13 protein-coding genes are annotated in these 13,779 nt (G+C 60.0%); 6 read left to right on the top strand and 7 right to left on the bottom strand.

Annotation, left to right across the window (positions count from 1 at the left end):
* Positions 1-73: 73 nt before the first annotated feature.
* Together AC07N4_RS09915 and yaaA are read right to left on the bottom strand one after the other, a co-directional pair.
* Complete coding sequence (locus AC07N4_RS09915) at positions 74-1,390, bottom strand: nucleotide sugar dehydrogenase (protein ID WP_096819160.1); 1,317 nt, start codon at positions 1,388-1,390, stop codon at positions 74-76.
* Between the two features lie 810 nt (positions 1,391-2,200).
* Positions 2,201-2,980 (bottom strand): peroxide stress protein YaaA, encoded by a 780-nt coding sequence (gene yaaA, locus AC07N4_RS09910; protein ID WP_493065314.1) that lies wholly within the window; start codon positions 2,978-2,980, stop codon positions 2,201-2,203.
* Positions 2,981-3,119: 139 nt separating this feature from the next.
* Here yaaA and AC07N4_RS09905 point away from each other — a divergent pair, with 139 nt between their 5' ends.
* The 6 genes from AC07N4_RS09905 (at position 3,120) to AC07N4_RS09880 (ending at position 8,218) form a co-directional block, all read left to right on the top strand.
* Positions 3,120-4,244, top strand: coding sequence for a polysaccharide deacetylase family protein (locus tag AC07N4_RS09905; RefSeq protein ID WP_493065315.1), 1,125 nt, complete (start codon positions 3,120-3,122; stop codon positions 4,242-4,244).
* A gap of 349 nt (positions 4,245-4,593) precedes the next feature.
* The gene (locus tag AC07N4_RS09900) at positions 4,594-5,988 is read left to right on the top strand and encodes a PhoH family protein (RefSeq protein ID WP_096819166.1); all 1,395 of its coding nucleotides are present in this window, start codon (positions 4,594-4,596) and stop codon (positions 5,986-5,988) included.
* A 102-nt stretch (positions 5,989-6,090) separates the two neighbouring features.
* On the top strand, positions 6,091-6,564 hold the full coding sequence (gene moaC / locus AC07N4_RS09895; RefSeq protein ID WP_007957321.1) for a cyclic pyranopterin monophosphate synthase MoaC: 474 nt from the start codon (positions 6,091-6,093) through the stop codon (positions 6,562-6,564).
* Positions 6,561-6,803, top strand: a complete 243-nt coding sequence (gene moaD / locus AC07N4_RS09890; RefSeq protein ID WP_096819168.1) for a molybdopterin converting factor subunit 1 — start codon at positions 6,561-6,563, stop codon at positions 6,801-6,803. Before moaC ends, moaD begins: the two co-directional genes overlap by 4 nt.
* 3 nt (positions 6,804-6,806) lie before the next feature.
* Positions 6,807-7,259 carry a molybdopterin synthase catalytic subunit MoaE gene (gene moaE / locus AC07N4_RS09885; RefSeq protein WP_085711692.1) on the top strand — a complete coding sequence of 151 codons (453 nt, stop codon included), beginning with the start codon at positions 6,807-6,809 and terminating at the stop codon, positions 7,257-7,259.
* Between the two features lie 182 nt (positions 7,260-7,441).
* Positions 7,442-8,218 carry an ABC transporter substrate-binding protein gene (locus tag AC07N4_RS09880; RefSeq protein WP_102619505.1) on the top strand — a complete coding sequence of 259 codons (777 nt, stop codon included), beginning with the start codon at positions 7,442-7,444 and terminating at the stop codon, positions 8,216-8,218.
* A 37-nt stretch (positions 8,219-8,255) separates the two neighbouring features.
* On the opposite strand, the gene AC07N4_RS09875 is transcribed toward AC07N4_RS09880, so the two are convergent.
* The 5 genes from AC07N4_RS09875 to AC07N4_RS09855 all read right to left on the bottom strand — a co-directional run bounded on the left by AC07N4_RS09875 (position 8,256) and on the right by AC07N4_RS09855 (position 13,445).
* A complete protein-coding gene (locus AC07N4_RS09875) occupies positions 8,256-8,897 on the bottom strand; it encodes a helix-turn-helix transcriptional regulator (protein ID WP_249485390.1) in 642 nt (213 codons plus the stop codon).
* A 91-nt stretch (positions 8,898-8,988) separates the two neighbouring features.
* Positions 8,989-10,116: an NAD(P)/FAD-dependent oxidoreductase gene (locus AC07N4_RS09870; RefSeq protein WP_493065316.1), complete on the bottom strand. Its 1,128-nt coding sequence runs from the start codon at positions 10,114-10,116 to the stop codon at positions 8,989-8,991.
* 14 nt (positions 10,117-10,130) lie between these two features.
* A complete protein-coding gene (locus AC07N4_RS09865; RefSeq protein ID WP_493065317.1) occupies positions 10,131-11,075 on the bottom strand; it encodes an ornithine cyclodeaminase family protein in 945 nt (314 codons plus the stop codon).
* A 124-nt stretch (positions 11,076-11,199) separates the two neighbouring features.
* Positions 11,200-12,678, bottom strand: a complete 1,479-nt coding sequence (gene rhlB / locus AC07N4_RS09860) for an ATP-dependent RNA helicase RhlB (protein ID WP_096819178.1) — start codon at positions 12,676-12,678, stop codon at positions 11,200-11,202.
* Between the two features lie 110 nt (positions 12,679-12,788).
* Complete coding sequence (locus tag AC07N4_RS09855; RefSeq protein WP_192559848.1) at positions 12,789-13,445, bottom strand: alpha/beta hydrolase; 657 nt, start codon at positions 13,443-13,445, stop codon at positions 12,789-12,791.
* Positions 13,446-13,779 lie beyond the last annotated feature (334 nt).

The following is a 13,779-nucleotide window of genomic DNA, read 5'->3' as shown; positions in this document are numbered from 1 at the left end:
CGAAGGTGATGGGGGCTTCAAGCCGCCTGCCGATTCACGGCGTGCGGCTTGAAGCTCGGGGCTTGCTGCTGCGTTACCAGCAGATGCCTTCGGTGCGGGTGCCGGCATCGGTGGCCTTGGCCATGAAGCCGACCAGGTCGATGACCTGTTTGCCGTGCGGGGCCTGCTGGGCCAGCGCGCGGAACTTCTCGTCGCGGTTGCCGAGGATGATCACGTCGGAGTTGTCGATCACCGAATCGAAGTCCGCATTGAGCAGGGACGACACGTGGGGGATCTTCGACTCGATGTAATCCTTGTTCGCGCCGTGGACACGGGCGTACTGGACGTTGCTGTCGTAGATGCTCAAGTCGTAACCCTTGCCGATCAGCATTTCGGCCAGTTCCACCAGCGGACTTTCGCGCAGGTCATCGGTGCCGGCCTTGAAGCTCAGGCCGAGCAGGGCGACTTTGCGTTTGTCGTGGCTTTCAACGATGTCGAAGGCGTTCTGCACTTGCGATTCGTTGCTGCGCATCAGCGAGTTGAGCAGCGGCGCTTCGACGTCCAGGGAACCGGCGCGGTAGGTTAGGGCGCGCACGTCTTTCGGCAGGCACGAACCGCCGAAGGCGAAGCCCGGGCGCATGTAGTACTGGGACAGGTTGAGGGTCTTGTCCTGGCAGACCACGTCCATCACTTCGCGGCCATCGACGCCCACCGCTTTGGCGATGTTGCCGATCTCGTTGGCGAAGGTCACTTTGGTCGCGTGCCAGACGTTGCAGGTGTACTTGATCATCTCGGCGACGGCGATGTCCTTGCGGATGATCGGGGCGTCGAGTTCTTCGTACAGCGATTGCAGAACGTCGCCCGAAGCCTTGTCGAACTCGCCGATGACGGTCATCGGTGGCAGGTCGTAGTCGGCGATCGCGGTGGATTCACGCAGGAACTCAGGGTTCACGGCTACACCGAAATCAACACCGGCTTTCTTGCCGGAGCAGTCTTCGAGGATCGGGATCACCACGTTGGCCACGGTGCCCGGCAGCACGGTGCTGCGCACGACGATGGTGTGGCGGGTGGATTTTTCACGCAGGACAAAACCGATCTCGCGGCACACCGCTTCGATGTAGTTCAGTTCCAGGTCGCCGTTCTTCTTGCTCGGCGTGCCGACGCAAATCATCGACAAATCGGTGTCACGAATCGCCTCGGCGAAGTTGGTCGTACCGCGCAGACGACCGGTCTCGATCCCTTGCGCCAGCAACTCGCCCAGGCCCGGTTCGACAATGGGGGATTTGCCCGCGTTGATCATATCGATCTTGTCTTTGGCAACATCGACGCCAACCACGTCATGGCCCCGTGCAGACAGGCAACCGGCACACACTGCGCCGACGTAACCCAAACCAAATATGCTGATGCGCATCGCAATTACCTCTGTATATATCAGGCCGTTAAAGGGCCGGAGTTAATGGTGTTCAGCGGTCTTAGTGCACTCGAAAGTGTGACTTGCAGGCGCCACAATGCCGTGTGCAGGCATACTAAGTTTCGAGTGTCTAAATAAGTGCACTCAAGATGTGCGCAACCAGGCCTTATTGTTGTGACGTGCCCTGTTATGCAGCTGATCCTCTGGCAAGAGGACTCTTGTGCAATCTCGTATTGCGCGCTCGATGTCAGGCGCAGGCCTGTGGATCGGGCGGTTGGGTGCTCAGGCGAGCACGTTTATAAGGGCGCGGCCTTGGCCTTGTAGGGGATATTGATGGTGCGTATCTCCTGTCCTTCGATAGTTGTCCAGAGTTGTTATCCATTCAGGCAAGTTGCTGTGACAACTTGGTTACATGGTTTTGATCTCTGCGTAAGTTATCTCGTACATGTTCGGCGAGAATCGTTACCGGTGGTATGAGCTATGCATTTGGACATAGTTCCGGTCCGCCCATCGCCAAATCTGAAATTTCTTGAAATATTGAGAAAGATGGCACTGCTCTCATATTGATAGCACTTTCGATTTCGCCCTTTATTGATAGGCAGATAATCGCGTTAGATGGTTTTGTGCCACTACCGGTAAAAAATTTACGTGCCACTACTGAAAAAAATGACAACTGTCGAGTGAAAGAAAAGATAGAAATCGAGGCGATGTTTTTATGGCGCCAATAAATCGGCGAAAAGAGAGGAGGTTTTTTTGACGTCGTGCGAGCTGCACGACTCTCACTATTAAGAGTCGTGCAATGAGCATGCTTTATTCCGGGGCGTGGTCGCGCAGAAACACCAGATTGTCCGGTTTCGACTGTTCGGCACTGTAGCGATAACCCTGAGCATCGAACTGTTTGAGAGCGGCCGAATCGTTGATGCGCTCCTGGATCACGAAGCGACTCATCAGGCCGCGGGCCTTCTTGGCGTAGAAGCTGATGATCTTGTACTGGCCGTTCTTCAGGTCCTTGAACTCGGTGTTGATGATCCGCGCGTTCAGGGCTGAGCGTTTGACCGCCGAGAAGTACTCGTTGGAGGCCAGGTTCAGCAGCACGTCATCGCCCTGGTCGGCCAGCGCTTCGTTCAGCCATTCGCTGATGCGCGTGCCCCAGAACGCGTACAGATCCTTGCCCCGGGCATTGGCCAGTTTGGTGCCCATTTCCAGACGATAAGGTTGCATCAGGTCGAGCGGGCGCAGCAGGCCGTAGAGGCCGGAGAGCATGCGCAGGTGCTGTTGCGCGTAATCGAAATCGGCTTCGCTGAAGCTCTGGGCGTCGAGCCCGGTGTAGACGTCGCCCTTGAAGGCCAGCAGCGCCTGTTTGGCATTCTCGGGGGTGAACGCCGGTGTCCAGCTGCCGAAACGCGCGGCGTTGAGGCCGCCGATCTTGTCGGAGACGTGCATCAGTTCGCTGATCTGCGCAGGTGTCAGCTCGCGCAATTGCTGGATCAGCTCCTGGGAATGGTCGAGGTATTGCGGCTGGGTAAAGCGCTGGGTCGCCGGCGGTGTTTCGTAATCGAGGGTCTTGGCGGGGGAAATCACCATCAGCATGAAGTCGTCTCCTTTAATCGTGGGGGCGATTCTAGGGGGTTGAGGCGGATGACTCCAGCTATCAGGTCCATAGGTGATCGGCGGTTTGCGAGCCGGATCGGCTATAGTGCCGCGCGGGTTTTGTTATGGAGACACCCCTTTGCGCATTGTTCTTTTATTCACGGTGTGGCTGTTGAGCTTCGGGGCCGTTGCGGCGCCGGGCGATATTGCCACGCTCGATCGCAGCACCTGGCCGGAGAAACTCGACAACCCGACCCTGTTCGACGTCGCCTCGCGGGCAGAAATCCTGATGTTCGCCCGGGGCCTGCTGGGCAGCGAGTCGCTGGATGAGGCCGCTCTGGCCCAGCGTCTGGGACTGCGCACGGTCAATCTGGAGGCGATCAACAGCCTGCGTGAGCGTCTGTGGCAGCGGCTGCTCGCCAATTACAACTTCGCCCAACAGAGCTGCGATCAGGACGCCTCGTTCTGCTTCCTCGTCGAAGACCTGCCGACCCTGCGCGAGCAGGCGACCAAGTTCGTGGTCAGCGATGAAAGCTATTACACCCAATGGGCAGAGCCGAGCCGGATCTTCCATCAGCAGTACCTGGATGAACTGATGCGCAAGGCGGCGCTGTCGCCGCAGACCACCAGCGAAGTCGATCATTTCGGCGACTACGAGCGCAACGGCGACGAGATGCACGACCGGCTGTTCCTGTTGAGTTTCGACAGCGCTGCGAACCTGCAGCCGGACAATACCGACTGGATCGCTGACTACCTGCGCAAATCCAGTCTGAGCGGCACCTTCTTTTTGCTCGGCAAGGATGTGCAGGCGCGGCTGGCGGATCGCTCGGTGAATAACCTGCAATCGGAATTCTCGAAACTCTGCGTGGGCGTGCAGGGCTGGGAGTTCCGCTCCCACAGCCACTGGCAGGACTGGCAGGACTCGGTGCGCCGCAGCAGCGATCTGGTGAAGAACAAGCTGCCGGAGAACTACGTGCCGCTGTTCCGTCCACCAGAGGGGCAGCGCCGCAGTGATGCCGGCAGTTTCTTGCGCAATCAGGGCCTGCAAGTGGCGCTGTGGGACATCGACGCCCAGGACGGTGCTGGCAAGCTCAAGGGCAATCCGAGCGCACAGCGGGTGCTGACCCTGATGCTGTTGTGGCGCCACGGGGTGATCAATTTCAACATGAAGCAGGATGCGGTGAAGACGGCGTTGCCGTGGCTGATCACGCAAACCGCGCAAAGCGGCATCGGCTGGGAAGACTGTCAGGACGCTTTTCGCTGACAAGCGGCGAGAGCCCGGAAACATTGGGCTTGGGGTGAATTTTTTGCAAAATTCGATGCAGGCGGACTTCCGACTCTAACGGGGGCGGGGCGGTCCGCCAAGGGCTTTTCGTCACTTTGCAAAATAAACTTCAAAAAAGCGTCAAAGTGCTTTTTTCTGTCACGGGTTTTGGAGTATTACGAAGTCAGACCGCCGAAACCTGCAACACAGGTGGCGTCTTCCAAGACCCATTTTGTGTGCGGTTCACCTGCTATCCCGACAAAAGCTGTGCAGGTGGATTCGGCAGTCACTTCGAGGCGCAGCACCGTCCAGGTATTGCGTCGAATGGCTCCCACAAAGGTGACCGAGTATGGATGATCACGGACGTAGCCCTTCCTCCAACCAGCCAATCCTTTATGTACTCGATACCAACGTACTGATTCACGATCCAAACGCCCTGCTGAATTTCGAAGAACACCACGTCGCGATCCCGATGACCGTGCTTGAAGAGCTGGACAAGCTCAAGAGCGGGCATCACAGCGTGGCCGCCGAATGCCGCCAGGCCATCCGGCTGATCGACAAGACGCTGGGCGATGCCTCGCCCGAAGACGTCGAGCAAGGGGTGCCGATCCAGCGCGGAAAGAGCGGGCCGAAGGGGTTGCTGTCAATTCTGATGAGCAAGCAGGCGGAGTCGAACCTGATTCTGCCCGAGCACCTGAACGACAACAAAATCATCAACCAGTTGATCGATCTGCACACCCGCGATCCGAAGAAACCGGTGGTGCTGGTCACCAAAGACATCAACATGCGCCTCAAGGCGCGCGCCTGCGGGATTGCGGCCGAGGACTACAGCACCGACCAGTTGGTCGACGACGTGTCCCTGCTGCCCAACGGCTACCACAACATGACCGGCTCCTTCTGGGACCGCGTGAGCAAGGTCGAAACCCGTCAGGACCATGGCCGCACCTGGCACCAGGTGCAATTGATCGACAACCTGCCGGCCGTGCACATCAACGAGTTCATCATCGATGAGCAGGGGTTCGTCGGCTGGATCAAGGAGATTGAAGAAGACCGGCTGCTGATTCTCGATCTGCACCAGGAACCGCTGCTGCATCAGGAAGCCTGGGGCCTCAAGCCGCGTGACATCTATCAGAGCCTGGCGCTGTACGCCTTGCTCGACCCTGACATTCATCTGGTCAACCTGTCCGGCGCCGCCGGTTCCGGCAAGACCATCCTGGCGCTGGCCGCTGCGATCGAGCAGACCATGGTCAGCAAGCGTTATCGCCGCATCATCGCCACCCGCAGCGTGCAGGGCCTGGACCAGGAAATCGGCTTCCTGCCCGGCACCGAAGCGGAAAAAATGGAGCCCTGGCTGGGGGCCATCACCGACAACCTCGAAGCCTTGCACATGGATGACGAAAACACCCATGGCAGCGTCGACTACATCCTCAGCAAAGTGCCGTTGCAGTTCAAATCGCTCAACTACATTCGCGGTCGCAGCTTCCAGCAAAGCCTGATCCTGATCGACGAATGCCAGAACCTCACGCCGCACCAGATGAAAACCATCATCACCCGGGCCGGCGCCGGTTCCAAAGTGGTGTGCCTGGGCAACCTGGCACAGATCGACACCCCTTACCTGTCCGCGACCAGTTCCGGGCTGACCTACCTGACCGAACGTTTCAAAGACTTCCCCAACGGTGTGCACATCACCCTGCAAGGGGTGCCGCGTTCGATTCTGGCCGAATACGCCGAATCGCATCTGTAACCCTTACAAAGGAACCGGGCGACTGCAAAGTCGCCCGGTTTTTTATGTGCGGAAATTTGACCCGCAGGTTTACAATCGGTGCTCCTGATCAGGAGTAATCCCGTGCTGACTCATCTCGATTCCCAAGGTCGCGCCAACATGGTCGACGTCACCGAAAAAGCCGTGACGTTCCGCGAGGCGACGGCCCAAGCGCTGGTGCGCATGCTGCCCGACACTCTGCAGATGATCGTCAGCGGCGGCCATCCCAAGGGCGACGTGTTCGCCGTGGCGCGCATTGCCGGCATTCAGGCAGCGAAGAAAACCAGTGATCTGATTCCCCTGTGCCATCCGCTGATGTTGACCGGCGTCAAGGTCGAACTCAGCGCCGAAGGTGACGACGCCGTGCGCATCGTGGCTCGCTGTAAACTGTCCGGGCAGACCGGCGTCGAGATGGAAGCGCTGACCGCCGCCAGCGTCGCCGCCCTGACCATCTACGACATGTGCAAGGCCGTGGATCGCGGCATGACCATCGAAAGCGTGCGTCTGCTGGAGAAAGTCGGTGGCAAGAGCGGGCATTTCCAGGCGGAGCAGCCATGAACCTGACCGTGAAGTTTTTTGCCCGTTACCGTGAGGCGCTGGGCGTGGATTCGGTGAAGGTCGAGGGCGATTTCGCGACGGTCGACGATGTACGTGCGTTGCTCGCCAAGCGTGATGGCGCCGAGGTGCTGAGCGAACAGAACCTGATGTGCGCGCGCAACGAAGACCTTTGTCAGCTCGACGAACCGGTGGTCGATGGCGACGAAGTGGCGTTTTTCCCCACCGTGACCGGAGGCTGAGACATGGCGATTCGTGTGCAGTCCACGGCGTTCGATCCCGGCGCTGAAGTCAACGCGATGCACGCGGCCAATGTCGGCGTCGGCGCGGTGGTGAGTTTTGTCGGCTACGTGCGCGACTTCAACGATGGCCTCGATGTTGCCGGAATGTTTCTGGAGCACTATCCGGGCATGACCGAAAAGGCCCTGGGCAAGATTGCCGTCGAGGCCGAACAGCGCTGGCCATTGTTGAAGCTGGAAGTGCTGCACCGCATCGGCGCGCTGGAGCCGGGTGAGCCGATCGTGTTCGTCGGCGCCGCCAGTGCCCATCGTCAGGCGGCATTCGACGCCTGCGCCTTCGTCATGGATTACCTGAAAACCCGCGCGCCGTTCTGGAAGAAAGAGAACACCAGCGACGGCCCGCGCTGGGTCGAAGGTCGTGACAGCGATCATGCGGCGGCGGATCGCTGGAAGCAGTAATTCCTCTCCTCAATCAATCTCCCCTCGACTCCCGACCATCGGCTGACGCCGATGGCGTTTGTCCAATTGACGGCATGTACGTAAAAGTCCAGTATGGATTTACAAGTACAAATAAAGCTTTTCCCTGTTTCAGCTCTTTCTTCTGTCTTGCCAAACCAACAACAACCCGCGAGAGAACGAACATGAAGAAATTCCCCCTCATCACCGGTCTGGCGCTGAGCCTGTTGGCGTGCAGTAGCGTGTTTGCCGCCGAGAAAACCCTGCGTATCGGTATCGAAGCGGCGTATCCGCCCTTCGCCTCAAAGACCGACCAGGGTGAAATCGTCGGTTTCGACTACGACATCGGCAACGCCCTGTGCGCGCAGATGCAGGTCAAGTGTGTGTGGGTCGAGGGCGAGTTCGACGGTCTGATTCCTTCCCTGAAAGTGAAGAAAATCGACATGGCGCTGTCGTCCATGACCATCAACGAAGATCGCAAGAAGTCGGTGGACTTCACCCACAAGTACTATTTCACCTCGTCGCGGCTGGTGATGAAGGAAGGCGCGAACGTCGATGACCAGTACGCCAGCCTCAAGGGCAAGACGGTCGGTGTGCAGCGCGCCACCACCACCGATCGCTACGCCACCGAGGTGTTCGAGCCCAAGGGCATCAACGTCAAGCGCTATGGCAACAACGAAGAAATCTACATGGACCTGGCGGCCGGGCGTCTCGACGCGATTTTCGCCGACACCATTCCACTGACCGACTTCCTGTCGATGCCGCGCGGCAAGGGTTACGCGTTTGTCGGGCCGGAACTGAAGGATCCGAAGTACGTGGGCGAGGGCGCCGGGATCGCGGTGCGCAAGGGCAACGCTGAACTGGTCAGCCAGTTGAATACCGCCATCGACGGCATTCGTGCCAGTGGTGAGTATCAGAAGATTTCCGAGAAGTACTTCAAGTCGGACATCTACGGCGACTGATGTTGAAAAGCGTGCAGCCTTCGCAGGCTGCACGGTTTCAGCCCTTCAATTCCTTCAAATGTTTGTACACCGTCGCCCGCCCCATGTTCAGCACATTGGCCACATAGTTCGAGGCACTCTTGCCCTTGAACGCCCCCTCGGCGTGCAGCGCCAGTACCAGTTCACGTTTGTGGTCGCGGGTCAGCAGATTCAGGCTCAGTTGCCGCTCGCGCAGCCAGGCGTGCAGGAAGGTGTTGATGCGCTCCTGCCAGTCATCGCGAAACAGTGAGTCCGGTTGCGGGATCAGCTTGCTCGGCGAGAGGAACAGGTCCAGCGCAGCCTTGGCGTTCTCGAACAGCGAAATATTCAGGTTGATGCACAGCACCGCCAGCGGATGCCCTTCGCTGTCCCGCAGCACAGTGCTCAGGCTGCGAATCTTCTGACCGTCCCAGTTGAGCTTTTCGTACGGGCCGATGTTCCGTTCGCTGACGTCGTCGCTGAGCATGTCTTCCAGCGACGATTCATCGCCGATCACCCGTTTCGACAGGTTGTTGGCGATGTAGTCGACCTTCTGCGTGCGCAGGTCATGCAACACCACTTCGGCGTGGGGAAAGAACAGGGTGGCGATGGCGTCGGCGATGGCGTGGAAGTTATCCAGCGCGGCGTCATTCAGCTCGGGAGATTGTTCGGGGGCGGTCATAACTGTGGAGCTCCAGGCAACGTCAACGCCCCCGTGGTCCGGGGGCGTTGCGAGTGTGCCGCAATCCGTTGGGCGCGTCATCCGGGGGCGGTCAGGCCAGGCGGGCGGGGGAGAGCATGGCGGCGGACAGACCGAACTGCTTGAGGTGCTCGGGCAGCGACTCACCGCGCACCAGCGCCGCGCTGGCCTGGCCCATCGCCGGCGAAGTCTGGATGCCGTAACCGCCCTGGGCCGCGACCCAGAACAGCCCCGGCACCTGCGGATCGAACCCGGACAACAAATCACCGTCGGCGACGAAACTGCGCAGACCGGCCCAAGTGCGCGTCGGGCGGCGGATGGTCAGGGTCGTCGCTTCTTCGATCTGGTAGATGCCCATGGCGATATCCAGTTCTTCCGGCTGCACGTCGTGCGGCTCGACCGGGTCGGCGTTGGCCGGGGAGCCGAGGAACATGCCGGCGTCGGGCTTCATGTAGAACGATTCGTCGAGGCTGACCAGCATTGGCCAGTGGTGAATGTCCACGCCTTCGGGGCCGGCAAAGATGAACGCGGCACGGCGTTTCGGTTGCAGGCCCAGCGGCCGGGCGCCGGCCAGGGCACCGATCTTGTCGGCCCAGGCGCCTGCTGCGTTGATCACGATGGGCGCGCTGAAGGTCTGGCCGTTGGTCTGCACTTGCCAGACGCCGTCGGCATCACGGCTAAGCCCGAGCACTTCGCAATCGGTCAGGACTTGCCCATTGTTGCGACGGATACCACGCAGATAGCCTTGGTGCAGAGCGTCGGTGTCGATGTCGCTGGCGGTCGGGTCGTAGATTGCGCCGTGGACCCTTTCCTGGCGCAGGATCGGCAGCCGCACGCAGGCTTCTTCCGCGCTGAGCAGTTGCATCTCCGGCACCGTGGCTTTGGCGCTGAGGTATTGATTGTTCAGTTCGACGGCGTCACCGGTGAAATCCACAGTCATTTCGCCGCGCGGAGTCAGTAGCGGGTGTTCACAGAAGCCGCTGGGCGGGTGATCGAAAAACGCTCGGCTGGCCTGGGTCAGCGCCCGAACCTGCGGGGTTCCATAAGCGGCGGTGAACAGCGCGGCCGAACGTCCCGTTGAGTGATAGGCAGGGTGCGATTCGCGTTCCAGCACCACGACTTTGCCATGTTGCGACAGCCAGAAACCGGTGGAAGCGCCGGCAATCCCGCCGCCGATGATGATGAAATCTGCATGACTCATGAAAATCTCCGGTGTCAGCGCTGCAATTGATAGACGGCGTTGGCCAGGGCGATGTCTTCCAGGCCCAGACCGATGGAGCGGAAGAACACGTGACGGTCGTAACTCGGACGCTGCACTTTCTCGCTGAGCAGATCCGCGAGGTCACCGATGATCGCGCTGTTGTCCCAGCCATGCTGTTCGGTGGCGATCAGCATCTCGCCGGCCGAACCCGGTGTGGTCAGACGATAGTCGCAGAACACCTGCATGTCGTTGAGGCTCTGCGGCGGCACTTCGTGGGCGCGCGGTGCGTTGGTGCTGATCGAGGTGATCAGCGCCGGTTTGTTCAAGGTTGCTGGGTCGATCACAGGTCCTGCGGACGAGGTGCAGAGCATGATCACGTCTGCGTCGGCAATGGCGGCTTCGCGGCTGTCAGCGATGCTCACGCGCGGATCGAGGGTTTGCAGCAGGCGGGCGGTTGCCGGGTCTTCATTCAACGTGGGCGAATACACGCGGATGCTCTGCCATTCGCGCAACGTCTTGACGTAATGCAGGTGCGCCTGGGCGACCTTGCCGCTGCCGATGATCGCCAGGCGCGAGGCTTTCAAAGGGGCGAGGGCGTCGACGGCGACAGCTGTGGTTGCCGCCGTGCGTGCGGTGGTCAGTTCGCCGGCATCGCAGAGCAACAGCGGCTGGCCGGTCTGCATCGACATCAGCAGCGTCCACGCCGTCACCAGCGGGCCCTGTTCGCGAACGATGTACGGCGAGGTCTTGACCCCGTACACGCCGTCTTCGGCCAGCACGCCCAGATAGTTGATGAAGTCCCCGGCGCCCTGGGGGAATTCCACCAGTTGCTGCGCCGGTTGCACCGCGTGCCCGGCCGCCAGATCGCGGAACAGCTTGCGCAGGATCTGCGGCACATCGATCCGGGCCAGAAGCTCACGGGCCTGGGTTTGGTCGATCACGTAAGGCGTACTGGACATGTCGGACTCCGGAGACTGTATCTAAACTAATTTGTCCATTATGGACTTTTAGTTTTATTGAACAATATCCGGGCGAAAAAAAAGCGCAGTCCGTTGCCGGCTGCGCTTCTCTTTATGGCGTCGCTTACTGTGGGCGCTTGCGCTCAACCGCCCGCAACAGATGCGTTGGTGGCGTTTCACAGCTGATCTTGCGACCGAGTTTTTCTTCGATGGACGGCAACTGATAGGAGTCGTCTTCACCGGCGAAGCTGATCGACACGCCATCGGCACCGGCCCGACCGGTACGGCCGATGCGGTGCACGTAGTCGTCCGGGACTTCCGGCAGGGTGAAGTTGATCACGTGGCTGATGCCGTCGATATGAATGCCGCGACCGGCCACATCGGTGGCGACCAGTACGCGGATCTTGCCTTCGCGGAAGCCTTCCAGCGTCTTGATCCGCTTGTGCTGCGGCACGTCGCCGGACAGTTGCGCGGCGTTGATGCCGTCGCGTACCAGGCGTTCTTCGATGCGCCGCACTTCATCCTTGCGGTTGGCGAACACGATGACCCGCTCCCAGCCGTTGTCGTTGACCAGGTTGAAGAGCAGTTTGTATTTGTCAGCCCCGGCCACCGCGTAGATGTGCTGTTCGACGTTCTCGTTGGCCACGTTGGTGACTTCGATTTCGACGATGGCAGGGTCGGTGGTCCACTGCTTGGCGAGGTTCATCACGTCTTCGGTGAAGGTCGCGGAGAACAGCAGGGTCTGGCGTTCGCTTTTCGGCGGGGTCTGGCGAATGATCTGACGCACTTGCGGGATGAAGCCCATGTCGAGCATGCGGTCGGCTTCGTCCAGCACCATCACTTCGACCATGTCCAGGTGCACGTCGCCACGCTGGTTGAAGTCGAGCAGACGGCCCGGGGTGGCGACGAGGATGTCACAGTGGCGGGCTTCGAGGTGCTTGAGCTGCTTGTCGAAGTCCATGCCGCCGACGAACGTCATGACGTTGAGGCCGGTGTACTTGGTCAGGTCGGCGGCGTCCTTGGCGATCTGCACTACCAGTTCACGGGTCGGCGCGATGATCAGCGCCCGTGGCTCGCCCATGTAGCGCTCTTTCGGCGGCGGGGTCTGCAACAGCTGGGTGATGATCGAGATCAGGAACGCGGCGGTCTTGCCGGTACCGGTCTGGGCGCGGCCGATGGCGTCTTTGCCGGCGAGGGTGAAACCCAGCACCTGCGCCTGGATCGGCGTGCAATACGGGAAACCCAGGTCCTGGATGGCGTGCATCAGTTCCGGGGCGAGTTTGAAATCGTGGAAACGGGTCTTGCCTTCCTGTGGCTCGACGACGAAGTCTTCGAGTTTCCAGGGAATGACCGGGGCCTTGGGCTTCGGTTCGCGGCGTGGTTTGGCCGGTTTGGGTGTTTCGCTGCGGGCGCTTTCTGGAGCGGGAGCGGAAACAGCAGCGGGTGCCGGTTCGCGTTTCGGTGTGGCTACGGGAGCCTGGCGGTCCGCCGGTTTGGCATCGCTGCGATGACCGGGGGCGTGCGACGGCGCACTGGGAGCTGGCGCGAGCTGCTCAGCCTCGCTTTTTCCGAACATCTTCTTGAGTGCTTTGAGCACGGTCATCTCATCAATTGGTTAAGGAATGTACGCCGGCCAGTGTAATGCAAGAAACGGGCGCGGCGTAGTGGGATGATCAAAGGGGCCCGACCACTGGAAAATCGAGCCCCGGACGATCAGCGCAGGCGTTCGCTCAGCCACACGCCGATGTCGCGAATTTCTTCGGGTAACACTTCGTGCTCCATTGGGTATTCCTGCCATGTCACGGTGACACCATGGGCCTTGAGATACTCATACGCCGTGCGGCCCATCGAGTTTTGCACCACGTTGTCGAACTGGCCGTGCAGTGCCAGCACCGGAATCCGTTGCTGGCTGGCGGACAGCTCCAGTTCGTCGCTGAACGTCGGCGCGTAGGTCGACAACGCCAACACGCCACCCAACGGCCCCTGCCATTTCAGAAACGCGGTGTGATAGACCACGGCGCCGCCCTGGGAAAATCCGGCAAGGAAAATCCGCGAAGCGTCTATTCCGCTGGCGCGCTGTTGTTCGATCAATTCGATGACGTGATCGGCGGACGCTTCCAGCTCATCGCGGTCGATGGCACGAGCCGGGCTCATCGCCTTGATGTCGTACCAGCTCGGCATGGCATAACCGCCATTTATTGTCACCGGGCGGGTCGGTGCCTGGGGCAAAACGAAGCGCGTGCTCAGCAGGCTTTCCTGCAAGGCCTCGGCCACCGGCAGAAAGTCATAGCGGTCGGCGCCGAGGCCGTGCAGCCAGATCACGCAGGCGTCGGCTGCCTTAACAGGCTGAAGAATCAAGGGCTCGGTCATGGCTGCTCCAAAAATGTGCGGGCGCTCTCATTAAGTGCGTGATGGGGGTGCGCGCCCGGTTGATCCGTTAAGAAGATGTCGCAAGGCTACAAGTTTTGCTATTGACCTGTCGCTCAATCGCTTCAGCGAGCGGTGTGGTACGGGCTTTGCTATGAGGTAGTCGTGCAATCGATCTCGCGCCTGGCGGTAACACTATCAGTGAACGCCCGGCGACGGGATAGCAAAGAATCCGGTGATGGATGTTCGCCAATGGCCGCAATGGGCTTCGCGAACGTGAAAGGGCTACAGCCCGTTCGGCCGACTGGTGAGAAGTGAGTTGTCCATGATGTGGATT

It is taken from the genome of Pseudomonas sp. GW821-FHT09E04 (genome assembly GCF_059416185.1).
Note: the sequence above shows the minus strand (reverse complement) of the source record. Positions and strands in the feature narration are given on the sequence as shown.